Genomic DNA, 22,475 nt, shown 5'->3' with positions numbered 1-22,475 from the left:
CAGGGCCGCTAGCCGTGGGGCCCGGCGCGGGCTCAGGCGAGCGCCTTCTCCGCCGCCGTGCAGAGCCTCAGAAGCCGCTCCTCGCCCATCGCGGGACCCATGAAGCTGATCCCCGCGCCCGGAACGCCCGTGGGCAGGGTCAAGGCGCAACCGCCCGTCAGGTTCGAATAGCGCGTGTTGCGTAGGGTGAGCAGGTTCTCGGTCACGTAATACTCCCCGTCGGAGAGGAGCCGCTCGACATTGGGTGGCGTGTTCGGCGTCGTCGGCAGGATGACCGCGTCGAAACCGGCGACCGCCCGCGCGAAATCGGTCCGGACCCGGTCGATGGTAAGCCATGCCGAGACATAATCCGGCGCCGAGAATGCCTTGCCGCCCCGGAACCTTTCGAGAATCGGGGGAAACATCACGCCCGGGTTTGCCTCGATCACGTCGCGCCAGATGCCATAGGCCTCGCCTGCAAAGAGCACGCCGGAGAGCGCCTGCGCCTCCTCCAGCATCGGCATGGCGGCGCGTTCGACGGTGGCGCCATGGTCCATGAGCCGTCCCACGGCGCTCTCAAAGGCATCGCGGGGCAGGTCGCGACACCCTTCGAGAGCGTTGGTGAGGACGAGAAGTCGGGTGCCGGAAAGGCTCGGTTCGGTCAGGTCGAGGGGTTTGCTTCCTTCCATGGTGGTCAGGAGCAAAGCGGCGTCTTCGACCGTGCGGCAGATCGGCCCCACGGTGTCGAACCGGGCGGCGAGCGGCACCACACCGGCGAGCGACAGGCGGCCCGAGGTCGTCTTGAGCCCTACAAGGTCGTTCCACGCGGGCGGCACCCGCGCTGATCCGCCGGTGTCCGAACCAATCGCCGCGGCACCCAGTCCGAAGGCGACCGAGGCGGCCGCACCCGAGGAAGATCCACCTGGTGCATTCGCCGGATCATGGACATTGGGCGGCGTCGCGGTCACAGGGTTCAGGCCGAGACCCGAGAAAGCCAACTCGCTCATATGGGTCTTGCCCAGACAGACAAGCCCCTGAAGAGTCGCGCTTTTCAGAACCTCGGCGTCGGTGTCCGGCACCCGACCCGAAAGGAGTTTCGAACCCGCCTCGGTCGCGACCCCGGCGGTGTCGAAGAGGTCCTTCCAACTGATCGGCACCCCGTCGAGCGGGCCAAGACGTTGACCGGTCCTGGCGCGGATGGCGGCGGCCTTGGCTTCGGACAGGGCGCGGTCCTGGGTCAGGCGGGCGAAGATGCGCGGCCCGAAAGCATGGGTTTCGGCTGCTTCGAGAAAGCTCTCGGTCAGCTCGACCGGGTCGATCCGCCCCGCACCGATCGCCCGGCCGATCCCTGCCGCACTCATCCACCGTTCGTCCATCGTATCCTCCAATTTGTCGCAACGCTAACCGGGCCCCGCCGCATGGACAATCCCGCCGCTCCGGCGCATGAAAGAGGCATGAAACAGGACAGCGATATCGTCATCGTCGGTGGCGGGCTGAACGGCCCGGCGCTCGCGCTCGCGCTGGGCGATGCGGGCTTTGCAGTGACACTCATCGACGCATTGCCGCAGGGCACGCGTGGGGAAGAGGCCTTCGATGGTCGTGGCTATGCGCTCGCGCTCGCCTCGCAACGGCTGCTCAGGGCGATCGGCGTCTGGGGCGGCGTGGCACAGCATGCCGAGCCCCTGCTCGAGATCAAGATTTCCGACGGCAAGCCGGGACAGGGGGTCGGGCCCTTCGTGCTGGAGTTCGATCACGCCGAGATCGACGAGGGCCCGATGGGATACATGGTCGAGGACCGGTTCCTGTCGCGCGCCCTCTCCGACGCGGTGGCCGCACACCCGCGCGTGACGCTCCTGCCCGAAACGACCGTTGTCGATCAAATCGTCGATGCCGCCGGCGCTTCGGTCACGCTCGGGACCGGAGAGGTGCTGCGCGCCACGATGATCGTCGGCTGCGACGGGCGGCGGTCGGGCACCTGCGAGAGGGCGGGCATCAAGCGCTGGGGGCACGACTACGGCCAGACCGCGCTGGTCTGTGCCATCTCGCATGAGCTGCCGCATCACGGCACGGCGCACCAGTTCTTCCTGCCCCCCGGACCGCTCGCCATCCTGCCTTTGCCGGGGAATCAGTCCTCCATCGTCTGGACCGAAACGGCGGCCGAGGCGGCTCGGGTCCATGCGCTCCCCGATGCGGAATATCTCGACCACCTGCGCCCGCGATTCGGCGATTTCCTGGGCGAGATTTCACTGGCGGGAGGGCGGTTCACCTATCCCCTGAACCTGACCGTGGCCGAGCGCTTCGTGGTCGAACGCGTCGCGCTCGTCGGCGATGCGGCGCATGGGATGCACCCCATCGCGGGTCAAGGTCTCAACGCCGGGCTCAAGGACGTCGCAGCTCTGGCCGAGGTGCTGACGCTCGCGCGCCGCCGCGGCGAGGATATCGGCCGGCTCGACGTGCTCGAGCGCTATCAGCAATGGCGGCGGTTCGACGTGGCCCAGATGGTCGCAGCGACCGAGATCGCCAATCGGGTGTTCTCCAACGACAACCCCTTCCTCAGGATCGGTCGTGACTTGGCGCTGGGCGCGATCAACGCCATGCCCGGCCTGCGGCGCGGGTTCATCCGCGAAGCCGCCGGTTTGACCGGCGAACTTCCCAAGCTGTTGCAGGGCCGCCAGATCTAGCGTTTTCCGCAGGACCGAAGCTGGATGTCGTAGTTGATGGCCCGGGCCTGAACCTCGTCCGACACGCGCAGGAGCCAAGCTTTGCTGTTGTGGCTGCCGCGTTTATAGCCCGCGCGACCCTCGTGGTAGGCGAGATACTGGTTCTTGGCGTCAGTCACAGGCACGCCCGTTTCCTTGGTCGTCTGGGTCATGTACCAGCCCATGAAATCGGTCGCATGCTGGATCTTGTCCCGCTTGCTGCTGCGACCGCCTTCTTCCTTCTGGTATTCTTCCCAGGTCCCGTCGAGCGCCTGCGCGTAGCCGTAGGCCGAGCTTTGTCGACCCATGGGAATGATGCCCAGCACGTATTTCATGGGGGTTCGGTTGTTCCCGATGAATTTCGATTCCTGATAGATGATCGCCATCTGCACCGGCACCGGCACACCCCATTTGCGCTCCGTCGCCTGCATGGCGCGAAGATACTTGGGGCGCTCGTCGGTGATCGAACAGGCGTTGTCCAGATCACGCGGCGCAGAGTAGTTCCGACCGCACGATACCAGCGCGGCCATCAACAGGAATGCGAGGAGAATTCTGCTCATCTGCCTCTCGCTATGTATTCTTATGTTTTTTGCCAGTGTAACCGATTGTGCGCGTATTGGAAATGCCGGCTTCGTGAGGTCAGATGAAGAAGGCGAGGATGAGCGGAAGCGCTCCGACTGACATGAGGGTCGAGGTCACGACGAGCCCGGCGACCGCATCGGAATCGGCCCCGTATTTCTCGGCCAGAAGGTAGGACGTCACCGCGACGGGCGTCGCGATCTGGACCACCAGAATGGCGAAGGCTACCGGCGACAGGTCAAACAGGCTCGCCACGCCCCAGCCGATGGCGACCGAGATCGCCACCTTGACGAGCGACAGAAGGAAGGCGCGGCCCAGCCCTTTGGGTGTGAGCCGCGCGACGGCGACCCCAAGGGTGATGAGCATCAGCGGGATCGCGAGCTGACCGATCAGGCCGAGCGCGTTGGTCAGGAAGGTCGGCGTTTCCCAGTCGAGGGCGAGGAATAGGGCGCCAAGAATCGTCGCGATGACCAGCGGTTCCTTCGCGATCTGGACGAGCGACGCGCCCCCCGAGACGAGCCAGAGACCGAAGGTGAAGCTGAGAATGGCCATCACTGCGAAGACCACGACGGCGTAGCCCAGGCCTTCGTCCCCGAAGGCGAAGAGACAAAGTGGCAGGCCGAGGTTGCCCGTATTTCCGAAGATGAGCGGCGAGAGGAAAGTGCGCATGTCGAGCCGCATCACGCGCAGGATGATCCAGAATACGACCGTAAGCCCAGCATACCCGACGAAGGCCGCCAGCGAGACGGCGGTGAGCGCGGCCGGCTCGATCTCGGTCTCCATCAGAGCGGTGAAGATGAGCGCGGGCACGCCCAGCGTCATGGCGAGTTTGGTCACGAAGGCGATTCGGTATTCATGGCCCAGACGGACCCAGCCGAATCCGATGGCAGCCAACAGAAAGACCGGCGCGACCACTTCGATCACTGTCAGGACAAGGTCCACAGATTGTTTCCTTTGAATGTCGCCTGTGCGGATGGACAGGCCCCCGTCGGTTACCCTACTAATGAGGTGGGGACAGTTACACCATGCTGAAGAGTCACGCGAAATATCATCTCGGTCAGGTTGTGCGCCACCGGAAGCATCCGTTCCGGGGCGTCATCTTTGACGTGGATCCGGCGTTTTCGAACACCGAGGAATGGTATCAATCCATTCCCGAAGAAGCGCGTCCCGCGAAGGATCAGCCGTTCTATCATCTGCTCGCCGAGAACGATCAGAGTTACTACGTCGCATATGTCTCCGAGCAGAACCTGGTCGAGGACATGTCGGGCGAACCCGTCGATCATCCGGATCTCTACGATCTGTTCGGTGACTTCGAGGACGGGCATTACCCGCTTCATTTCCAACTGAACTGATCGCGCCGGTGACGGTGTGCGCGCTGTCTTCCCCTGGGGGAAGATACCTCGATGCCGGGCACTGGGTGGGGGCTGTTATACCCGGCACCGAGGGAAGCTGTTGCAGCTACCCGATCCTTCTGTCCCGGCAATCTGTCCCCGGTTTGGAGCCAATCGGGCGATTTGGGGGCAAATGATTTCGAAATGGTGAACGCCGATCCGGTGGAGGGGGTCAGCCTCCCACCAGGGGAAGGGCAAAGGATAGTTCGTTTCGGGCACCATCGCGGCGATAACGGAGGTCGACGGTCAGATCGCGGATGATCGACCAGCCGAAGCCACCTTCCGGCAGGTCGCAGCGGTCGACGGGATCAGACGCGCGAGTCGGAGCCGGGATTCTGCCGTTCGGCAAAGCCAGTCCATCGTCACACAGGCGCACCCGGAGGGATCCGCCGTCGCGCCAGGTCTCGAGCTCGATCAGTCCATAGCCGCGGTCCTCGTAGGCATGTTCGACCACGTTGTTGAGCGCCTCCGCCAGCACCAGTTCCACCATGCCACAGGCATCGGGGCCGACGCCGGCGTTGCGCAAGACGGTGATCACCGTCGCGAGCGCGCGCCGCACCGAGGCGTGAGCTGCCGGAAAGATCAGGTGAAGCCCGCCCAGCCCCGAAGCACCGAAACGAGGGCGATCTCGCGGGTCTTCCATGACGAGATTCGGCTCAGCCAGCATCGGCGAGCCCGCCTGTTATCGAGGATAGACCGGCATGGATGATGAAAACCCGGTCCATTCGAGTGAGAGAAAAGACCTTCTGAACGTTGCGCGTCAGCCCCGCGAGTTCGAGTCGTTGCGGCGTCGCGGCCTGTTTCATCGAGGCGACGATCGCCCCGAGACCCGAGCTGTCGATGAAGCCCACGCGGGACAAATCGAGCACGATCCGGTCCGGTCCGCCGTCGATCAGCGCGCGCATCTGGTCCTTGAACTGGATCGCGACCGCAGCGTCGATACGAGGGTCGAGCACGGTGATGATCCGGGTGCCGGAATGGTCGCTGTGATGCAGGTCCATTGCCATTCTCCTGTTCGGGCGTTTTGATGCGCACGACCCTAGGCGCGGCGTCTTACCAAGTCGTAACCGCGCATCGGAGAAATGGAGGATCTGATGGAAAAAGTTGTGATCGCGGGCGCGTCCCGCACGGCGATGGGCGGGTTTCAGGGCGTCTTCTCCGACATGACCGCCAGCGCGCTCGGCGGCGCCGCGATCAAGGCGGCGCTGGGCGATGCGGGCGCCAGCCCCGACCGGATCGAGGAAGTGCTCATGGGTTGCGTCCTGCCGGCGGGGCAGGGGCAGGCACCGGCCCGACAGGCCGGATTCGCCGCCGGCCTGGGCGAAGAGGTGCCCGCCACCACGCTGAACAAGATGTGCGGCTCTGGCATGAAGGCCGCGATGATCGCGCATGATCAGATCGCGCTGGGTCAGACGGGCATCATGGTCGCGGGCGGCATGGAGAGTATGACCAATGCGCCCTATCTGTTGCCCAAGATGCGCGGCGGGGCGCGGATCGGGCATGGTCAGGTGATCGACCACATGTTCCTCGACGGGCTCGAGGACGCCTATGACAAGGGCCGCCTCATGGGCACCTTCGCCGAAGACTGCGCCGAGGCGTTCCAGTTCACCCGCGAGGCGCAGGACGATTATGCGCTCGCCTCATTGTCGCGCGCCCTGCAGGCGCAGGCGGAGGGTGGCTTCGACGGCGAGATTGCGCCCGTTACGGTGACCTCGCGCAAGGGCGAGACGACCATCGACGCCGATGAACAGCCCGCCAATGCAAGGCCCGAGAAGATCCCGCAACTGAAGCCCGCCTTCCGCAAGGACGGGACCGTGACTCCCGCGAACTCGTCCTCCATCTCGGACGGCGCGGCGGCGTTGGTCATGGCGGGGCAGGGAGCGGCAGAGAAAGCCGGGCTCAACATCCGGGCGCGGGTTCTTGGCCATGCGTCGCACGCCCAGGCGCCAGCGCTGTTCCCCACCGCCCCTGTGCCGGCGGCGCGCAAGCTCCTCGACAAGCTGGGCTGGCGGAAGGAGGACGTGGACCTTTGGGAGGTGAACGAGGCCTTCGCGGTCGTGCCCATGGCCTTCATGCATGAAATGGGGCTCGACCGGGAAATCGTGAACGTGAACGGCGGCGCTTGTGCGCTCGGCCATCCCATCGGGGCGTCCGGGACGCGGATCATGGTGACGCTGCTCAACGCGCTGGAGAAGCGCGGGCTGAAACGCGGCATCGCGGCCATCTGTATCGGGGGCGGCGAAGGCACGGCCATCGCGATCGAGCGGGTCTGACACTTCGGGACGGGTGATCATGGACTACCGGGAACTGCGGCAAAGGATCGGGGCCTTGACCGAAGGCGAGACGGATGTCGTCGCGCTTATGGCGACGGTGGCCTGCGAGGTTCACCATTTCGACGATCGCTTCGACTGGACCGGGTTCTACCGCGTCGTCGCGCCGGACCTGCTCAAGATCGGGCCCTATCAAGGTGGGCACGGCTGCCTCGTGATTCCCTTCGCGCGCGGCGTCTGCGGGGCCGCGGCCCGGACCGGAGAGGTCCAGCTCGTTCCCGATGTGGAGGCCTTCCCGGGTCATATCGCCTGTTCGTCCTCCACGCGGAGCGAACTCGTCCTGCCGGTGCGAGACGCGGCGGGAGAGATCATCGGCGTCTTCGACATCGACAGCGACCGGCCCGATGCCTTCACGTCCGAGGACGCAGAGGAAATCGGCGCGCTGCTGACCCAGGTCTTCGCGCGATGATCCTCGGGCTCGATGCTGCGACGCTTCTGGCCTTTCTGGGCGCGGGGATCATCCTGAATCTCACGCCGGGCGCGGATGTGATGTTCGCCACCGCCTCGGGCGCGTCGGGTGGACCCGGGGCCGGGATCGCCGCCGCGCTGGGCGTGTCGCTCGGGGCGCTGTTTCATACGGTGCTGGCGGCGCTGGGCGTTTCGGCGCTTCTGGCGGCCGTGCCAGCGGCGTTCACCTTTGTGAAGGTCGCAGGAGCGCTCTACCTTCTGTTCCTCGCCTACAAGAGCTGGGTCGCCCCGCCCGCTATGCCCGGCCAGGGGGTCACGCGGCTGGGCCGGGCCGTGGCGCGCGGCTTTGTCACCAATGCGCTCAATCCCAAGGTCGCGCTCTTCATCCTCGCCTTCCTGCCTCAGTTCACACGGCCCGAAACCGGCAATGCCACGCTACAGATGCTGCTCCTCGGCGCGGGCTTCGCGGTCACCGGCTTCGTGATCACGGCCGGCTACGGGATCGCGGCCGGCGTGGCCGGGGCAAGGATCGCGCGGGGGCGGGTGATGACGCGGCTGTCTGCCGTGGTCTTTGCCGCACTCGCGCTCCGGCTTCTCCTGGGAGAGACGCCAGGCCGGGCTTGAACCGGGGCGCCGGCTCTGCCACATGCGCCGCATGGACAACGCCTATTCCCCGCCGACCGACCCGCTGGTGATCCTGCACGAGGATCACGAGGTCATCGTCGTGGACAAGCCGGCGGGGCTTCTGTCGGTCCCCGGCAAGGGCGAGCATCTGGCGGATTGCCTGATTGCCCGGCTTCAGGCGGCCTATCCCATGGCGCTTCTCGTGCACCGGCTGGACCGCGACACCTCCGGCGTGATGGTCTTTGCCCTGACCCCGCATGCGCAACGCCACCTCGGGCTTCAGTTCGAGAAGCGGCAGACGAAGAAGACCTATGTCGCGCGGGTCTGGGGCGAGGTCGAGGGCGAGGCCGGGACCATCCACCTGCCGTTGATCGTGGACTGGCCGAACCGGCCGCTCCAGCACGTCGACCATGAGAACGGCAAGCCCGCCGTCACGGATTGGCGCGTGATGCGGCACGAAGGCGGGACGACCCGGATGCGGCTTTTCCCGCAAACGGGGCGGTCGCACCAGCTGCGCGTTCACATGCTGGAACTGGGGCACCCGATCCTTGGCGATCCCTTCTATGCCTCTGGTCCTGCGCTCGATTACCCGCGCATGATGCTCCATGCCGAAAGCCTTCGCTTCCGTCACCCGGACGGCGGCGTGATGCAGAGTTACAAGTCCAAAGTGCCGTTCTAGCCGGCCAAATCCAGATCCGGCAGCGGATCGAGCGTCTGCAACAGGCGCGGGCGCAGGTGGGCGTGCTGGTCGGGCAGTTTCAGGTGCTCGCCCAGCGCGGTCGGGGCCTCGTCCACATCGAACCCGATGTCGCAGGTCGCCACCTCAAAGAGCACACCGCCCGGTTCGCGGAAATAGATCGAATGGAAATAGGTGCGGTCGCGCACTTCGGTCGGCTTCAGTCCCATCTCCACGACGGCATCGCGCACCTCGGCCTGAGTCGCATCGTCGGGCGTGGCGAAGGCGATATGGTGGACCGACCCGGCGCCGGAGTCGGCGTGGATTTCCTCGGCAGCGCCGATCACGTCGATCACCCCGGCAGGGCCGTCCATGATCATCCGAGTCGTGCGCCCTTCGACTCCTAGCTCCCGATATCCCATTGCCGAGAGCAACTCGATCGTGGGCAGCGGGTCGCGCACCTTGAGCGCGACGGAGTGAAACCCGCGGATCGCCACGTCCTCGGGCAATGTGATCCAGCCACGCCGGGGATCGTCGGCTTCGACGACCGCCAGCGTTTCGCCGTCGGGGCCGGGAAAGAGAAGCCTCGGATCATTGAAGGTCGAGGTCACCTCGCCCCCCACCCGGCTCTGCCACCAGTCGAGCGACCCTTTGGGCACCGAAAAGGCGGTGACCGCCACCTCGCCGGCGCCGCGCACCCCGGTCTTCCAATGATGAGCCGGGAAATGGGTGATGACCGTGCCCGGCGTTCCTTCGGCGTCGCCGTAGTAGAGGTGATAGACCTCGGGGTTGTCGAAGTTCACCGTCGTCTTCACCCGCCTGAGCCCGAGCGTCTCCGTGAAAAAGCGGTTGTTGGTCTGAGGGGGACCGGCGAAAGCGGTGACATGGTGGAGCCCGCGGATATGGGGGATCATCGGGTCGTCCTTCTTGCGTTCCATAAGTGAGACTACGACATGTTTCACGACGGCGCAAAGCTCCTGTCGTTTCTGGGACGCAGGAAGGGATCACCCGGCGCGATGCGCTCTTGGGTTGAACCGGAAACCGTCTTATCTATGACGCGGACAGTATTTCAAAGGGAGGGTGCCGCGCGTGCAACCCGAGGACGTTTTCTCCGAGTTCATTGGCTCGAATGTCGTTCTGCTGCTTATTGCAGCCTTCATCATCGTTTCGATCTTTCTGGGCGTGCGGATCGTGCCGCAGTCCGAGAAATTCGTCGTCGAGCGCTTCGGGCGCCTGCAATCGGTGCTCGGGCCGGGGATCAACTTCATCATCCCCTTCCTCGACAGGGTCCGGCACCGGATTTCCATCCTCGAGCGCCAGCTTCCGACCCATTCACAGGACGCGATCACCCGCGACAACGTCCTCGTGCAGGTCGAAACCAGCGTATTCTACCGCATCCTCGAGCCCGAAAAGACGGTCTACCGCATCCGTGACATCGACGCGGCGATCTCCACCACGGTCGCCGGCATCGTGCGGAGCGAGATCGGGATGATGGACCTCGACGATGTGCAGTCCAACCGTCAACAGCTGATCCAGCGGATCAAGCAGCAGGTGGAGGACGCCGTCGATAATTGGGGGATCGAGGTGACGCGGGCCGAGATCCTCGACGTGAACCTCGACCAGCAGACCCGGTCCGCGATGCTCCAGCAGCTCAATGCCGAACGCGCGCGCCGCGCGCAGGTGACTGAGGCCGAAGGGCGCAAGCGGGCGGTGGAGCTCCAGGCCGACGCCGACCTCTATGCCGCCGAACAGACCGCCAAGGCGCGGCGCATCCAGGCGGATGCCGAAGCCTATGCGACGCAGGTCGTGGCCACGGCGATCGCCGAGAACGGGCTGGAGGCCGCGCAATACCAGGTGGCGCTGAAACAGGTGGAGGCGTTGGCCAAGGTCGGCGACGGTCAAGGCAGCCAGACGATCCTCCTGCCCGCCGACGCGGTGGACGCCTTCAAGAACGCCTTCAGCATGCTGAAAGGGCGAGGATGATGCCGCTTTGGGACATCTGGTGGGCGTGGATCGCGGCGGCGCTGGTCCTCGCCATCCTCGAGCTGTTCCTGCCCGGCTTCATCTTTGTCGGCTTCGCGCTGGGCGCGGCGGTCGTGGGTGTCCTCGTCGCATTGGGCCTTGGCTTTTCGCTGGCATGGTCGCTGGTGATCTTTGCGGTGGTTTCCGTCGCCGCCTGGGTGATCCTGCGCGCGGCATTCGGGGTGCGCAAAGGGCAGGTGCAGACCTTTCACCGGGACATAAACGAGGACTGACGTCCTCTTTCAGGTGACATCAACGAGGACTAGACCTCCGAAGACGGTGACGGCGCGACGGTTTCGACCGCGCGTCGCACCGGCTTCAAGGTCTCGCCCTTGACCAGCCAGGCGACCGCGAAGGCGACGCAGGCGAGGCTTTCCATCACGAACATGTATTTCCACGGCGCGAGCGTCTCGGTCACCTGGTCGATGAGCACGTAGGGCACGAGTGCGAGGAGACAGAGGATCATCAGCGTGCCGCATCCCACGTAGATGAGGTTGTCGGGCGTCCATCTGATCGACCCGTCCGCGTGACGGTCGCCCTTGGTGAACTGGAAGATGCACAGGATCGCGAGCGCCAGGAAGAACCCGGTGGCCGAGCCGAAGTGGAGCAGGTTCGGGTGGCATTCCAGACCAAGGTTGATCCCGGGATCGTCGCAGAGCGCGGGGGCCTCGACCCGGACAGGGAAGATCGCGACCCCGATGGCCAGCAGGCCGGCGATGCGCGACAGGACCTTGTCCGACAGCACTTCACCGGGTTCGCGGCGATAGCCCTTGTAGGTGAAGAGGAAGACCCCGATCGCGCACATGACACCGACGAAGACACCGCCCATGTGGGTATAGTAGAACTCGCTGATCGAAGGGGCGAAGGTGGTGCCGGGCAACGCGCCATAGAGGATCAGGACCACGGGCAGCCCGAACCCGAGATAGCCGAGCGCCCGTCGCACGTTCAGGTATTCGAGGACTAGATCGTTCTGGACCTCCTGGATCTTGCCTCGGAATTCCTTGCCTGCCGCGTCGTTCATGCCTGCACTCTCCCGTCGTTTGATGGACGAAGGGTAACACGGGCGGCCGACAGGTGGTTACGGCAATTCCGACAGGATCGCCTGCGCGGCGCGGCGGGGATCGGCGGCCTTGTTGACCGGGCGCCCGACGACGATGTGATCGGCCCCGGCGGCCAGCGCGTCATGCGGTGTCATCACCCGTTTCTGGTCGCCAAGCGCGGCACCGGCGGGGCGCACGCCGGGGGTGACGATGAGCTTGCCCTGCGCCTCGGGCAGCGCGCGAATGGCGGCGGCCTCATGCGGCGAGGCGATGACGCCGTCGGCCCCGGCAGCAAGCGCCTTGGCCGCGCGTTCGACCACAAGATCGGCGATGTCGCCGGGCTTGATCATCGCGCCATCGAGGTCGGCGCGGTCGAGCGAGGTCAGGATCGTCACGGCCAGGATCTTGAGGTCCGAGCCGCCTTTGCCTTCTTGCGCTGCGCGCACGACATAGGGGTCGCCGTGGACGGTGAGAAAATCGAGGCCATAGTCCGCCAGTCCGCGCACCGCGCCCTCGATCGTGTTGCCGATGTCGAAGAGTTTCATGTCGAGGAAGATGCGCTTGCCGTGCTCGTCCATGAGCTCGCGGGCGAGCGCGAGGCCACCGCCCATCAGCATCTCCAGCCCGATCTTGTAGAAACGGGCAGCGTCGCCGATGCGGGTTGCCAGTTCCAGCCCGGCAATGGCGTTGGGCACGTCGAGCGCGACGATCAGACGATCGTCCGCAGGCATCATAACATCGGTCATGGCAGGTCCTTTCAGGATTTTCCCCTCTTTGCGCGACGGGCGGGGAAAATCAAGCGGCGCTCAGCCGTAAAGCCGCCGCATGTCAGGCTGTTCGACCGTGTAGAAATGCACCCAGATAAAGGCGTGCTGGAAGGCCGCGACGACGAGGGCGTTCCACGACCCCAACAGGAGCGCGATGCCCCAGAGACCAAGGAAGACGACGCCATACATCCCGTTGTCGGTGTAATCGAAAATACCCCCCTTCACCGGCGGAAGCGCGCGGATGCTTTCGCGAAAATGGTCCCCGCCGACGGCGCGGCGGAGCGTGAATTGCGTGAGCGTCGAATGCATACCCCAGATCGCGGGCACCAGCAGCGCCGTGCCGATGATGATCTCCGACAACCGGTATCCGGTGATCGGGATCGGGTCCGCCCAACCCGTGAAGAAGAGCGTGACGGGACGCAGGACGAGGAAGGGCATGAAGACGGCAGTCCAGATGGCAAGGTCGTTCTGGCCGAACAGACGGGACAGCGTCGCGTGGTGGAGTTGCAGCCGGAACACCACCGCCACCACGGCCTGATGCACCACGGCGACGGCGATGGAGGTCAGCGCCCAGCCCCGCGCCGTCAACCCCAGAAGGCGCGGAGGCTCCGGGGGCTCGGTCAGGAGGCACGTCGCCGCGACCAGCAGCAGGACGAGGAGCAGAAGATGCTGCGCCTGTCCTTCGAACAGTTGCCCGACGGTCGTCTTCTCCCGTATCTCGTCCAATGTGGCCATAGCCAAGCCTAGCACGCTGCGCCGGTTTCTCCATGCGTCTCAGGCGGCGCGGATCGGAACCGTCGACACCCGCGCACCGACATCCATGTCGATCTGTTCCTCACCGTGACGAAAGCCGGGCATCGCGCGCGCCTGATCAATCGCATGGGTAACAAGATCGTAGGTGATGAGAGAGGACGGCGCGTCTTCGGCCCTGTGCGCCTGGCAGATGAACACCACGCGCCGGGGCGCCTGCCCGGGTCTGTCGATCAGCATCGAAACGCTGCCGAGAAAGCGGCCGAACCGCGCTTCGTGGCGCAGTTCCCGAATGTCGATGTCGGACACCTTCATGGCACGATCCTTTCCGTCTGTTCGTTTCGGGGACGGTGCCGCAGAGAGGTGAATTTTCGGTTCAGGAACGGTTGCCGAAGGGTGAATCCGAATGCCTTAAACCTGTTGCAATTTTCACACGGAGCGGACTTGCGCAGGGTCGCGCGCCACCCCATCTCTAGCCCAAGGCCCCATGGGGTGTGCCGCAAGGGCGGGCACCGCGACAAGGGGATGCTTTATGGAAGGAGAGACCCATGAACTTGGAGAAGTTCACGGAACGGTCGCGCGGCTTCATTCAGGCTGCCCAGACCATCGCAATGCGTGAAAACCACCAGAAAATCGCGCCGGAGCACCTGCTCAAGGCGCTGCTCGACGATCCCGAAGGTATGGCCGCGAACCTCATCCGCACGGCGGGCGGGGAACCCCGGCGCGTGGCCGAGGCCACCGACGGCTGGATCGCGAAAATTCCGCGCGTCACGGGAGACGCGGGTCAGGTCTACCTCGACCCCGCGCTGGGCCGCGTGCTCGACGAGGCCGAGAAGGTCGCGAAGAAAGCCGGCGACAGCTTCGTTCCGGTGGAACGGATGCTGACCGCGCTCGCGCTGACGAAATCCAACGCGAAGGACGCGCTGGAGGCGGGGGCCGTCACGGCCCAGAAGCTCAACGCTGCGATCAACGATCTGCGCAAGGGGCGCACGGCAGACAGCGCGTCGGCCGAGGACAGCTATGAGGCGTTGAAAAAGTATGCCCGCGACCTGACCGAGGCGGCCGAGGCAGGCAAGATCGACCCGATCATCGGTCGGGACGAGGAAATTCGCCGTGCCATGCAGGTGCTTTCGCGCCGGACCAAGAACAACCCGGTCCTGATCGGCGAACCCGGCGTGGGCAAGACCGCGATTGCCGAGGGGCTTGCCCTGCGTATCGTGAACGGCGACGTGCCGGAGAGCCTGAAGAACAAGAAGCTTCTCGCGCTCGACATGGGTGCGCTCATCGCCGGGGCGAAGTATCGCGGCGAGTTCGAGGAACGCCTGAAGTCCGTGCTGAACGAGGTGACGGACGCGGCGGGCGAGATCATCCTCTTCATCGACGAGATGCACACGCTCGTGGGCGCCGGCAAGACGGATGGCGCGATGGATGCGGCCAACCTCATCAAGCCGGCGCTGGCGCGGGGCGAGTTGCACTGTGTGGGCGCGACGACGCTCGACGAATACCGCAAGTATGTTGAGAAGGACGCGGCCCTTGCCCGCCGGTTCCAGCCCGTGATGGTCGAGGAGCCGACGGTGGAGGATACGATTTCGATCCTGCGGGGCATCAAGGAGAAATACGAATTGCACCACGGCGTGCGGATCAGTGACTCCGCCCTCGTGGCGGCGGCGACCCTGTCGCATCGTTATATCACCGACCGCTTCCTGCCCGACAAGGCCATCGACCTTGTCGATGAGGCGGCGTCGCGTCTGCGCATGGAAGTCGACTCGAAGCCCGAGGAACTCGACCAACTCGACCGCAACATCCTCCAGCTTCAGATCGAGGCCGAGGCGCTCAAGAAAGAGGACGACGCCGCCTCCAAGGACCGGCTCGCCAAGCTTGAAACCGAACTGTCGGAGCTTCAGGAGAAATCCGCGAGCATGACGGCCAAATGGCAGGCGGAGCGGGACAAGCTCGAAGGGGCGCGGGACATCAAGGAACAACTTGATCGGGCGCGCGCCGAGCTGGACGGGGCGAAACGCGAGGGCAACCTCGCCCGTGCGGGAGAACTGTCCTACGGGATCATCCCTGAGCTCGAGCGCAAGTTGTCCGAGGCGGAAAGCCAGGATGACGACGTGTTGGTCGAAGAAGCCGTGCGCCCCGAACAGATCGCGCAGGTGGTCGAACGCTGGACGGGGATCCCGACGTCGAAGATGCTGGAAGGCGAGCGCGACAAGCTTCTCCGTATGGAAGAGGGCCTGCACAAGCGGGTCATCGGCCAGGATCAGGCGGTGCGGGCCGTGGCTAATTCGGTGCGCCGGGCGCGCGCGGGTCTCAATGACGAGAACCGTCCGCTTGGGTCGTTCCTGTTCTTGGGTCCGACCGGCGTGGGTAAGACCGAGCTGACCAAGGCGGTCGCCGAGTTCCTCTTCGACGACGACAGCGCGATGGTGCGGATCGACATGTCGGAGTTCATGGAGAAACACTCCGTGGCGCGGCTGATCGGTGCCCCTCCGGGCTATGTCGGCTATGACGAGGGCGGCGTGTTGACCGAAGCCGTGCGGCGGCGTCCCTATCAGGTGATCCTCTTCGACGAGGTTGAAAAGGCACATCCGGACGTGTTCAACGTGCTCCTTCAGGTGCTGGACGACGGTGTGCTCACCGATGGTCAGGGGCACAGGGTCGACTTCAAGCAGACCCTGATCGTCCTGACCTCCAACCTCGGGGCGCAGGCGCTGAGCCAACTGCCCGAGAACGCAGACGCGGCCCAGGCCAAGCGGGACGTGATGGATGCGGTGCGCGCCCATTTCCGGCCCGAGTTCCTGAACCGTCTGGACGAGATCATCGTGTTCGACCGGCTCAACCGGGCGAATATGGACGGGATCGTGGACATCCAGATGGCGGGGCTCGCCAAGCGGCTGGCCAAGCGCAACATCACGCTGTCGCTGGATGCAGAGGCGCGCAAATGGCTGGCCGATCAGGGCTATGACCCGGTCTATGGCGCGCGTCCATTGAAGCGCGTGATCCAGAAGGCGCTGCAAGACCCGCTCGCAGAGGCGATTCTGTCGGGTGACGTGCTCGACGGGTCGGTGGTGCCGGTGACGGCGGGACCGGATGGGCTGCTCATTGGGGATCGGGTGGGAAACTCGAATAACCCCAAGCCTGATGATGCTGTCGTGCACTGACACGGCGGGCGCAGGCGGTACAGAAGGGCGGGGGAGACCCCGCCCTTTTCCTTTGCGCGATTGACAGGAGTCGAGAAAAGCGAGTAAACACTCCTATACGATGCGAGTGAATACTCGCACCCCTGACCCGGAGCGCATCATGTCAAGCTTCCTGCAAAAATTCTTTGCCCGCCCCTTGGCTGTCCCCGCGCTGATCGTGCCCTCGGCGATCATGCTCATCTTCTCGGTTTTTACCCTCACCGCACCGATGGACCCCGCCCGGCTCGCGCCCGAAATCAAGCTCGCCGTCGTAAATCAGGACGAGGGGCTGACGATGCCGCCGATCAAAATCTCGGAACGGATGCTGGCGGGACTGGGTGGCGAGTTGCCTTTCACGGTCGTTTCCATGGAGACGACCGATGCGGCGCGGGTAGCGCTTGAGGCCGGTGACGTGAGTGTCGTCCTCGTTTTCCCGTCCGATTTTTCGGCCAAGGCCTTTGCCGGAGAGCAGGTCAGGGTCGAGATCTTTACCGCGCCTCATGTGACCGTGGCCGAGACGCAGATGGCCGGATCGCTCGAACGGATGTTGCCCATCGCCATGTCGGCCGGTGTCGCGAGCATGAAGCTCGCCATGGCGCAAGGCCAGATGCCCACCGGCGCGATGCCCGTCGTGGCCGAGGTCACGCGGCTTGGCACCGATGAGCCCGCTGCCGCGGCACAGGCACCCTTTGCCATGCTCTATACGACCTGGCTCGCAGCCTTCGTCGGGTCCATCATGTTGACGCTCGCAACGCGCGGACGCCCGGATCGGGGCTCCGTCGCTTGGACTCGCACGATGCTCCCCGTCGTGATCACGGGCGCCGCCTCGCTCCTCCTGGCGCTCATCGTTGGCGCGACGGTTGGATGGGGCACGTTCCTGCCCGCATGGCTCGTGGTCTGGCCGACGACGCTGGCGCTCACGTGGTTCTTCACAGGCGTTCTGTCGACCGTCGGACTGTGGATGATCGCTGTGATCCTTCCGCTCGTCTTCTATCAGTCGGCCATCGGCGGCGTAATGATGCCCGCCGGTGCCGCGCCCGATTGGCTCGGCACGCTCACCGGCTGGATCGGTCTTGAAGCGGTCGGTGCGGCCTATCGGGGTGCCGTGCACGGGATCGCGCTGCCCTATCCGCTTGTGCTCGTCGGTATCTTCGCCATCCTCGGACTTGCACTGATCTGGCTGCGCGCGGCGCTGCCGGGGCGTGCCAGCAAGGCGGATGAGACGACACAGGCGGCATGACCGAAACACATCCCTACGAGGCCGTGGTCATCGCGGTCGAGAAAGAAGAAGGTCGCATGGCGCCGAAAAAGCGCCTTGCGATCCTCGCCGCCTTGGAATGCTTTGCCCAATACGGGTTCGACGGCACCTCGACCAAGATGATCGCCCAGAAAGCCGGGATCGGCGAGGCGACGATCTTCCGGCACTTTCCGACCAAGCGGGATTTCCTGTTGCGGCTGACGAAACCGGTCGTGCGGCACGTACTTGCACCGGAGGCTGCGCATCAGGCCGAGACTTTCCTCACCCACCGACCTGGCGATCCGCGTCAGTTCATTCGCGAGGCCCTGCTCACCCGGCTGCACTGGATGCGGCTCTATGCGCCGCTCGTTCGGATCGTGATGCAGGAAGTGCTCGTCAATGACGACCTCCGCGATATGCTGGCGGGCGAGATCGGCCCATTCTTCGTCCAGCTTGGCGAGGTCATCGCGATGGTCGGCGCCGAGACGCCAGCCCAGAAGGAACGCTTCATACGCACCGTGGCGTCGCTCGTCGGCGGCTACTTCCTGCATTCTTCGGTCGTCGCGCGCGACCGGGACTGGTCCGACGAGGACGAGCTGGATTTCATCCTGACCGTGGTTTTTCAGGGAATCGGCGCGGCGCTGCTCCTGCGCTGACGTATCGGAAGGCTTTGCGGTTGGACACTCCCGGATTACCGTGACGGACAGGGAGGACGGCATATGCGGAAAATCGACGCGCTCTTGATCGAATATGGCGAGAGCCATCAGAACCCGACGAACAAGCGGGTGCACTGGATCTGCGTGCCGGTCATATTCTGGTGCGTCGTGGCGCTGATCTACGCGATCCCGCCGGTTGCCGGGGTGAACCTCCTCTGGCCCGTCGCCATCGCCGCGCTCGTTTATTACGCGCTGCTTTCGGTGCCGCTCGCCATCGGATTTGCCATCGTGCTCGGTATCTGCTGGGCGCTCATCCAGCTCGCGCTCGCCGCGTCGCCCCTGCCGCTGTGGGCCACGGCGCTCGTGCTTTTCGTGCTGGCCTGGATCGGGCAGTTCTGGGGTCACAAGGTCGAGGGCAAGAAACCATCGTTCTTCAAGGACGTTCAATTCCTCCTGATCGGTCCTGCGTGGCTCCTGAGTTTCCTTTATCGTCGCGCGGGCCTTGCCTACTAGGGGAACGGCTTTCGGCTTGTGCCCCTTCGCGCCCCTGATGCAAGGTCCGGGCAGGCGGCAGACATGACGACGGAGACATCATGAGCACGACCTTCTGGGTACTCGAGTATCTTTCGCTGGCCTTCCTGCTGTTGATCGGCTTCGCCCTTCTCGCCGCGCTTGTGCTTTATCTTGTCGACCGGATCCAGACGCGAGACGCGGTGCGCCGCAATTACCCGGTGATCGGCCGGTTCCGGTCGCTCTTCACCAATCTGGGCGAATTCTTCCGGCAATACTTCTTCGCCATGGACCGCGAGGAGATGCCCTTCAACAGGGCTCAGCGCGACTGGGTCTATCGGGCAGCCGACGGCAAGGACAACACCATTGCTTTCGGCTCGACCCGCAACATCAGTGTGCCCGGCACGACGATCTTCGCCAATGCCGCCTTCCCCCCGCTCGGGTTCCAGTATGCCAAGACGATGCCCCTGCGCATCGGCCCCACCGCCCGCCACCCCTATGATGCGCCGTCGTTCTTCAATATCTCCGGCATGTCCTATGGCGCGCTGTCTCGTCCCGCCGTCCGGGCGCTGTCGATGGGCGCGAAACAGGCGAATGTCTGGCTCAACACCGGCGAGGGCGGCATGTCGCCCTTCCACCTCGAAGGTGGCTGCGACGTGGTCTATCAGATCGGCACCGCGAAATACGGCGTGCGCGATGCGGAAGGCAAGCTCTCGGACGACCGGCTGCGCGACGTGGCCGCGCGCCCGGAAGTGAAGATGTTCGAGATCAAGCTCGCGCAGGGGGCGAAGCCTGGCAAGGGCGGCATTCTCCCCGCTGCTAAGGTCAATGAAGAGATCGCCGAGATCCGGGGGATCCCCGTTCACACCGCGAGCGAAAGCCCCAACCGCCATGAAGAGATCGACGACTGGGAAGACCTGCTCGACGTCATCGCCCATATCCGCGAGGTGACTGGCAAGCCCGTGGGGATCAAGACCGTCGTCGGCATGGTCGATCCCTTCTCGGATCTCTTCGACGTCATCATGCGGCGCGGGCCTGACTCGGCCCCCGATTTCATCAGCATCGACGGAGGCGAGGGCGGCACCGGGGCCGCGCCCATGCCGCTCATGGACCTGGTCGGCATGCCCATCCGCGAGGCGCTGCCCCGGATCGTTGACCTGCGCGACCAGCGGGGGCTGACCAACCGCATCCGCATGATCGCGAGCGGAAAGATGGTGAACCCGTCGGATGTGGCCTGGGCGATCTGTGCCGGCGCCGATTTCGTGGTCTCGGCACGTGGCTTCATGTTCTCGCTCGGCTGCATCCAGGCGCTCAAGTGCAACAAGAACACCTGCCCCACGGGCGTCACCACGCACGACCCGCATCTTCAGCGTGGACTTGACCCGACCGACAAGGCGGTGAAGGTCGCCAAGTTCGCCACCGCCATGATTCACGAGGTCGAAACCATCGCGCACAGCGTGGGCGTGGCCGAGCCGCGCCAGATGCGGAGGCGGCATGTGCGGATCGTGCAGGCGGACGGGCGATCCATCCCGATGAACGAGATTTATCCGAGTTACAGCTCCCGCGCCGTATCGTGATGCACCTTTATTGGGTTTCGACTCGTTCCTGCTGTTAGATGCGCGCAAAGGATTGGAGGAACGCAATGGGATACAAACCTTTCTACACACGTGACGACGTGACGCCGAAGTCGCTCTGGCTCAACCGCCGTCAGATCTTTGCAGGTGCCGCAGGGCTCGCCACCACGTCGATGATCCGCCCCGCGCTGGCGCAGGATCAGGGGCTGGAGCCGAACACGCTCGAAGAAATCACGAACTACAACAATTTCTATGAATTCGGCACCGGCAAGGAAGACCCGGCCGAACATGCCCATATGCTCACCACCGACCCCTGGTCGGTCGAAGTGGGCGGGCTGGTCGACAATCCCGGCACCTATTCCTTCGCCGACCTGACCGACGGCATGACGATCGAGGAACGCATCTACCGTTTCCGCTGTGTCGAGGCCTGGTCGATGGTCATTCCGTGGAACGGGTTCGAGCTGAACCAGCTTCTGGAAAAGGTCGGCGTGCAGTCCGGTGCCAAATACGTGGCCTTCGAGACCGCCTATCGTCCCGAGGAGATGCCCGGCGTCCGTTTCCCCGTCGTCGAATGGCCCTATGTCGAGGGGCTGCGCCTCGACGAGGCGATGCACCCGCTCACGATCATGGCGACGGGCATCTACGGAGAACCCATGCCGAAACAGAACGGTGCGCCGATCCGGCTCGTCGTGCCGTGGAAGTATGGCTTCAAGTCGATCAAGTCGATCGTCAAGATCACGCTGGTCGAGGATCAGCCGCCGACCACATGGGAAAAGGCGAACGCGCGGGAGTATGGCTTTTATAGCAATGTGAACCCAACCGTCGATCACCCACGCTGGTCGCAGGCCACCGAGCGCGTGATCGGCGCGGGCATCTTTGCTAGCCGGCAGGAGACGCTCATGTTCAACGGCTACGATGAAGTGGCGGGCCTTTACGAAGGCATGGACCTGTCGAAGTTCTACTGATGCCCGGTCCGCGTATGACAGAGTTCGCCCGCACCGTGAACGGGGCGCTGCGCAGGGTGCCCGCGTGGCCTCTCTATATCATAGGGGCCGTTCCGCCTGCGTGGCTCTTCTACCAGGGAGTCGCCGGCAACCTCGGCGTCGACCCCGTGAAAGAGATGGAACATCAGATCGGCCTTCTGGGCCTTCAAGTGCTTCTGGCCACGCTGGCCGTCACACCGCTGTTCAAACTGACTCGCATCAACCTGGTGAAGTTTCGCCGGGCGATGGGGCTGGTCGGCTTCTTCTATATCGTCTGCCACCTCGCGGTCTGGCTCTTTCTCGATGTGCAGATCTGGAGCCAGATCTGGGCCGACATCGTGAAGCGGCCCTATATCACCATCGGCATGGGGGCCTTCGTGCTGCTGATCCCCTTGGCGGTCACCTCGAACGACTGGTCGATGCGCAAGCTCAGGAAGTCGTGGAAGACCGTGCACAAGCTCTTCTATCCGGCGATCATCCTGGGCGGCGTGCATTTCTTCATGCTGCGCAAGGGCATTCAGCTGGAGCCCGTCCTCTATCTGCTGGGAATCGTCCTGCTCCTGGGTCTTCGACTTCCGTTCCTGTGGCGCAGACGGGCGCGATCCGGGCAAACGATTCCCCGCGAAGCGACGTGACTCGGCATTGAATCAGACCAGACGGGGCCCTTGGGCCCCGTTTTCTGTGGATATCCCCGGGATAACGCGTCTAACTCACTGTTAGCGCCCCACGTGAACAAGGGTGAGCGGGATACATCCGGCGGCGAATTATCAAAAAAGCGTTGAAAAACAATGCTTTGGTTGGTACTGGCAAAAAAATGCGACTTTCTGGAAAAAAGCTCTTGCGAACCCCGGCCCCAATTCGTAAATACCCCCTCACCGGCGGCGCTGAGGCGCACGACGGTACGCCGAAAGGAACCACGGAGCGACGCTCTCGCAGGCCTTGAAGCAAAAAACAGAGGCAGGATTAGGCGGGCGCGCCGTGAGTTTAGGGCGCACTGGTCTGGTTTTGTTTCTACGCTCTTTGACATTGCTGGTATCTGAAGAGATATGTGGGCGGTTTGGTTCATAT

Annotated in this window: 25 protein-coding genes; 15 read left to right on the top strand and 10 right to left on the bottom strand. The window is 64.3% G+C overall.

The window, feature by feature from the left end; genetic code table 11:
* Positions 1 to 32: 32 nt before the first annotated feature.
* The gene (locus KJP29_RS07455; RefSeq protein WP_218462965.1) at positions 33 to 1,355 is read right to left on the bottom strand and encodes an amidase; all 1,323 of its coding nucleotides are present in this window, start codon (positions 1,353 to 1,355) and stop codon (positions 33 to 35) included.
* A gap of 78 nt (positions 1,356 to 1,433) precedes the next feature.
* Between KJP29_RS07455 and KJP29_RS07450 the strand changes: the two genes are divergently transcribed.
* Positions 1,434 to 2,660: an FAD-dependent monooxygenase gene (locus tag KJP29_RS07450; RefSeq protein WP_218462964.1), complete on the top strand. Its 1,227-nt coding sequence runs from the start codon at positions 1,434 to 1,436 to the stop codon at positions 2,658 to 2,660.
* Here the strand turns inward: KJP29_RS07450 and KJP29_RS07445 are convergent.
* Together KJP29_RS07445 and KJP29_RS07440 are read right to left on the bottom strand one after the other, a co-directional pair.
* Entirely contained in the window at positions 2,657 to 3,238 is a 582-nt protein-coding gene (locus KJP29_RS07445; RefSeq protein WP_218462963.1) for a transglycosylase SLT domain-containing protein, read from the bottom strand. The two genes, KJP29_RS07450 and KJP29_RS07445, sit on opposite strands and share 4 nt — an antisense overlap.
* Positions 3,239 to 3,317: 79 nt before the next feature.
* The gene (locus KJP29_RS07440) at positions 3,318 to 4,199 is read right to left on the bottom strand and encodes an AEC family transporter (protein WP_218462962.1); all 882 of its coding nucleotides are present in this window, start codon (positions 4,197 to 4,199) and stop codon (positions 3,318 to 3,320) included.
* Positions 4,200 to 4,282: 83 nt separating this feature from the next.
* Here KJP29_RS07440 and hspQ point away from each other — a divergent pair, with 83 nt between their 5' ends.
* Complete coding sequence (gene hspQ, locus KJP29_RS07435; RefSeq protein WP_218462961.1) at positions 4,283 to 4,609, top strand: heat shock protein HspQ; 327 nt, start codon at positions 4,283 to 4,285, stop codon at positions 4,607 to 4,609.
* Positions 4,610 to 4,820: 211 nt separating this feature from the next.
* Here the strand turns inward: hspQ and KJP29_RS07430 are convergent, their stop codons facing one another.
* Together KJP29_RS07430 and KJP29_RS07425 are read right to left on the bottom strand one after the other, a co-directional pair.
* Positions 4,821 to 5,315, bottom strand: a complete 495-nt coding sequence (locus KJP29_RS07430; RefSeq protein ID WP_255553498.1) for an ATP-binding protein — start codon at positions 5,313 to 5,315, stop codon at positions 4,821 to 4,823.
* Positions 5,305 to 5,649 (bottom strand): STAS domain-containing protein, encoded by a 345-nt coding sequence (locus KJP29_RS07425; protein ID WP_218462960.1) that lies wholly within the window; start codon positions 5,647 to 5,649, stop codon positions 5,305 to 5,307. Before KJP29_RS07425 ends, KJP29_RS07430 begins: the two co-directional genes overlap by 11 nt.
* A gap of 93 nt (positions 5,650 to 5,742) precedes the next feature.
* Between KJP29_RS07425 and KJP29_RS07420 the strand changes: the two genes are divergently transcribed.
* From KJP29_RS07420 to KJP29_RS07405, 4 genes are read left to right on the top strand one after another with little or no spacing between them, the layout of a single operon-like run.
* Complete coding sequence (locus tag KJP29_RS07420) at positions 5,743 to 6,921, top strand: acetyl-CoA C-acyltransferase (RefSeq protein ID WP_218462959.1); 1,179 nt, start codon at positions 5,743 to 5,745, stop codon at positions 6,919 to 6,921.
* A 19-nt stretch (positions 6,922 to 6,940) separates the two neighbouring features.
* Entirely contained in the window at positions 6,941 to 7,387 is a 447-nt protein-coding gene (locus KJP29_RS07415; RefSeq protein WP_218462958.1) for a GAF domain-containing protein, read from the top strand.
* Positions 7,384 to 8,010 carry a LysE family translocator gene (locus KJP29_RS07410; protein ID WP_218462957.1) on the top strand — a complete coding sequence of 209 codons (627 nt, stop codon included), beginning with the start codon at positions 7,384 to 7,386 and terminating at the stop codon, positions 8,008 to 8,010. The genes KJP29_RS07415 and KJP29_RS07410 overlap by 4 nt, the downstream gene beginning before the upstream one ends.
* 31 nt (positions 8,011 to 8,041) lie before the next feature.
* Positions 8,042 to 8,689 (top strand): RluA family pseudouridine synthase, encoded by a 648-nt coding sequence (locus KJP29_RS07405; RefSeq protein ID WP_218462991.1) that lies wholly within the window; start codon positions 8,042 to 8,044, stop codon positions 8,687 to 8,689.
* On the opposite strand, the gene KJP29_RS07400 is transcribed toward KJP29_RS07405, so the two are convergent.
* The gene (locus KJP29_RS07400; RefSeq protein ID WP_370630848.1) at positions 8,686 to 9,648 is read right to left on the bottom strand and encodes a VOC family protein; all 963 of its coding nucleotides are present in this window, start codon (positions 9,646 to 9,648) and stop codon (positions 8,686 to 8,688) included. The two genes, KJP29_RS07405 and KJP29_RS07400, sit on opposite strands and share 4 nt — an antisense overlap.
* Positions 9,649 to 9,775: 127 nt before the next feature.
* Between KJP29_RS07400 and KJP29_RS07395 the strand changes: the two genes are divergently transcribed.
* Together KJP29_RS07395 and KJP29_RS07390 are read left to right on the top strand one after the other, a co-directional pair.
* Positions 9,776 to 10,669: an SPFH domain-containing protein gene (locus KJP29_RS07395; RefSeq protein WP_218462956.1), complete on the top strand. Its 894-nt coding sequence runs from the start codon at positions 9,776 to 9,778 to the stop codon at positions 10,667 to 10,669.
* A complete protein-coding gene (locus KJP29_RS07390) occupies positions 10,666 to 10,941 on the top strand; it encodes an NfeD family protein (RefSeq protein ID WP_218462955.1) in 276 nt (91 codons plus the stop codon). The genes KJP29_RS07395 and KJP29_RS07390 overlap by 4 nt, the downstream gene beginning before the upstream one ends.
* A 29-nt stretch (positions 10,942 to 10,970) precedes the next feature.
* On the opposite strand, the gene KJP29_RS07385 is transcribed toward KJP29_RS07390, so the two are convergent.
* From KJP29_RS07385 to KJP29_RS07370, 4 genes are read right to left on the bottom strand one after another with little or no spacing between them, the layout of a single operon-like run.
* Positions 10,971 to 11,729, bottom strand: a complete 759-nt coding sequence (locus KJP29_RS07385; protein ID WP_218462954.1) for a hypothetical protein — start codon at positions 11,727 to 11,729, stop codon at positions 10,971 to 10,973.
* Between the two features lie 57 nt (positions 11,730 to 11,786).
* Positions 11,787 to 12,494, bottom strand: a complete 708-nt coding sequence (gene pyrF / locus KJP29_RS07380; protein ID WP_218462953.1) for an orotidine-5'-phosphate decarboxylase — start codon at positions 12,492 to 12,494, stop codon at positions 11,787 to 11,789.
* 60 nt (positions 12,495 to 12,554) lie between these two features.
* Positions 12,555 to 13,250: a phosphatidylethanolamine N-methyltransferase family protein gene (locus KJP29_RS07375; RefSeq protein WP_218462952.1), complete on the bottom strand. Its 696-nt coding sequence runs from the start codon at positions 13,248 to 13,250 to the stop codon at positions 12,555 to 12,557.
* Between the two features lie 39 nt (positions 13,251 to 13,289).
* Positions 13,290 to 13,580: a hypothetical protein gene (locus KJP29_RS07370; protein ID WP_218462951.1), complete on the bottom strand. Its 291-nt coding sequence runs from the start codon at positions 13,578 to 13,580 to the stop codon at positions 13,290 to 13,292.
* 233 nt (positions 13,581 to 13,813) lie between these two features.
* Between KJP29_RS07370 and clpB the strand changes: the two genes are divergently transcribed.
* The 7 genes from clpB to msrQ all read left to right on the top strand — a co-directional run bounded on the left by clpB (position 13,814) and on the right by msrQ (position 22,042).
* Positions 13,814 to 16,429, top strand: a complete 2,616-nt coding sequence (gene clpB / locus KJP29_RS07365) for an ATP-dependent chaperone ClpB (RefSeq protein ID WP_218462950.1) — start codon at positions 13,814 to 13,816, stop codon at positions 16,427 to 16,429.
* A 139-nt stretch (positions 16,430 to 16,568) separates the two neighbouring features.
* Positions 16,569 to 17,687, top strand: a complete 1,119-nt coding sequence (locus tag KJP29_RS07360; RefSeq protein WP_218462949.1) for a hypothetical protein — start codon at positions 16,569 to 16,571, stop codon at positions 17,685 to 17,687.
* The gene (locus tag KJP29_RS07355) at positions 17,684 to 18,340 is read left to right on the top strand and encodes a TetR/AcrR family transcriptional regulator (RefSeq protein ID WP_218462948.1); all 657 of its coding nucleotides are present in this window, start codon (positions 17,684 to 17,686) and stop codon (positions 18,338 to 18,340) included. The genes KJP29_RS07360 and KJP29_RS07355 overlap by 4 nt, the downstream gene beginning before the upstream one ends.
* 63 nt (positions 18,341 to 18,403) lie before the next feature.
* On the top strand, positions 18,404 to 18,853 hold the full coding sequence (locus KJP29_RS07350) for a DUF962 domain-containing protein (RefSeq protein WP_218462947.1): 450 nt from the start codon (positions 18,404 to 18,406) through the stop codon (positions 18,851 to 18,853).
* Between the two features lie 80 nt (positions 18,854 to 18,933).
* On the top strand, positions 18,934 to 20,427 hold the full coding sequence (locus KJP29_RS07345; RefSeq protein WP_218462946.1) for an FMN-binding glutamate synthase family protein: 1,494 nt from the start codon (positions 18,934 to 18,936) through the stop codon (positions 20,425 to 20,427).
* 65 nt (positions 20,428 to 20,492) lie between these two features.
* A complete protein-coding gene (msrP, locus tag KJP29_RS07340; protein WP_218462945.1) occupies positions 20,493 to 21,389 on the top strand; it encodes a protein-methionine-sulfoxide reductase catalytic subunit MsrP in 897 nt (298 codons plus the stop codon).
* A gap of 14 nt (positions 21,390 to 21,403) precedes the next feature.
* Positions 21,404 to 22,042 (top strand): protein-methionine-sulfoxide reductase heme-binding subunit MsrQ, encoded by a 639-nt coding sequence (msrQ, locus tag KJP29_RS07335; protein ID WP_218462944.1) that lies wholly within the window; start codon positions 21,404 to 21,406, stop codon positions 22,040 to 22,042.
* Positions 22,043 to 22,475 lie beyond the last annotated feature (433 nt).

Source organism: Maritimibacter sp. DP1N21-5, assembly GCF_019218295.1.
Classification (GTDB): domain Bacteria; phylum Pseudomonadota; class Alphaproteobacteria; order Rhodobacterales; family Rhodobacteraceae; genus Maritimibacter.
This window is presented reverse-complemented; position numbering and strand designations above follow the sequence as displayed.

Coding starts and splice junctions, on each gene's coding strand:
- KJP29_RS07375 (WP_218462952.1), bottom strand. CDS start 13,250: ATGGCCACATTGGACGAGATACGGGAGAAGACGACCGTCGGGCAACTG.
- KJP29_RS07415 (WP_218462958.1), top strand. CDS start 6,941: ATGGACTACCGGGAACTGCGGCAAAGGATCGGGGCCTTGACCGAAGGC.
- KJP29_RS07410 (WP_218462957.1), top strand. CDS start 7,384: ATGATCCTCGGGCTCGATGCTGCGACGCTTCTGGCCTTTCTGGGCGCG.
- KJP29_RS07430 (WP_255553498.1), bottom strand. CDS start 5,315: ATGCTGGCTGAGCCGAATCTCGTCATGGAAGACCCGCGAGATCGCCCT.
- KJP29_RS07355 (WP_218462948.1), top strand. CDS start 17,684: ATGACCGAAACACATCCCTACGAGGCCGTGGTCATCGCGGTCGAGAAA.
- msrQ (WP_218462944.1), top strand. CDS start 21,404: ATGACAGAGTTCGCCCGCACCGTGAACGGGGCGCTGCGCAGGGTGCCC.
- KJP29_RS07345 (WP_218462946.1), top strand. CDS start 18,934: ATGAGCACGACCTTCTGGGTACTCGAGTATCTTTCGCTGGCCTTCCTG.
- KJP29_RS07405 (WP_218462991.1), top strand. CDS start 8,042: ATGGACAACGCCTATTCCCCGCCGACCGACCCGCTGGTGATCCTGCAC.
- hspQ (WP_218462961.1), top strand. CDS start 4,283: ATGCTGAAGAGTCACGCGAAATATCATCTCGGTCAGGTTGTGCGCCAC.
- KJP29_RS07455 (WP_218462965.1), bottom strand. CDS start 1,355: ATGGACGAACGGTGGATGAGTGCGGCAGGGATCGGCCGGGCGATCGGT.
- KJP29_RS07425 (WP_218462960.1), bottom strand. CDS start 5,649: ATGGACCTGCATCACAGCGACCATTCCGGCACCCGGATCATCACCGTG.
- KJP29_RS07450 (WP_218462964.1), top strand. CDS start 1,434: ATGAAACAGGACAGCGATATCGTCATCGTCGGTGGCGGGCTGAACGGC.
- KJP29_RS07350 (WP_218462947.1), top strand. CDS start 18,404: ATGCGGAAAATCGACGCGCTCTTGATCGAATATGGCGAGAGCCATCAG.
- KJP29_RS07370 (WP_218462951.1), bottom strand. CDS start 13,580: ATGAAGGTGTCCGACATCGACATTCGGGAACTGCGCCACGAAGCGCGG.
- pyrF (WP_218462953.1), bottom strand. CDS start 12,494: ATGACCGATGTTATGATGCCTGCGGACGATCGTCTGATCGTCGCGCTC.
- msrP (WP_218462945.1), top strand. CDS start 20,493: ATGGGATACAAACCTTTCTACACACGTGACGACGTGACGCCGAAGTCG.
- KJP29_RS07420 (WP_218462959.1), top strand. CDS start 5,743: ATGGAAAAAGTTGTGATCGCGGGCGCGTCCCGCACGGCGATGGGCGGG.
- KJP29_RS07385 (WP_218462954.1), bottom strand. CDS start 11,729: ATGAACGACGCGGCAGGCAAGGAATTCCGAGGCAAGATCCAGGAGGTC.
- clpB (WP_218462950.1), top strand. CDS start 13,814: ATGAACTTGGAGAAGTTCACGGAACGGTCGCGCGGCTTCATTCAGGCT.
- KJP29_RS07445 (WP_218462963.1), bottom strand. CDS start 3,238: ATGAGCAGAATTCTCCTCGCATTCCTGTTGATGGCCGCGCTGGTATCG.
- KJP29_RS07390 (WP_218462955.1), top strand. CDS start 10,666: ATGATGCCGCTTTGGGACATCTGGTGGGCGTGGATCGCGGCGGCGCTG.
- KJP29_RS07360 (WP_218462949.1), top strand. CDS start 16,569: ATGTCAAGCTTCCTGCAAAAATTCTTTGCCCGCCCCTTGGCTGTCCCC.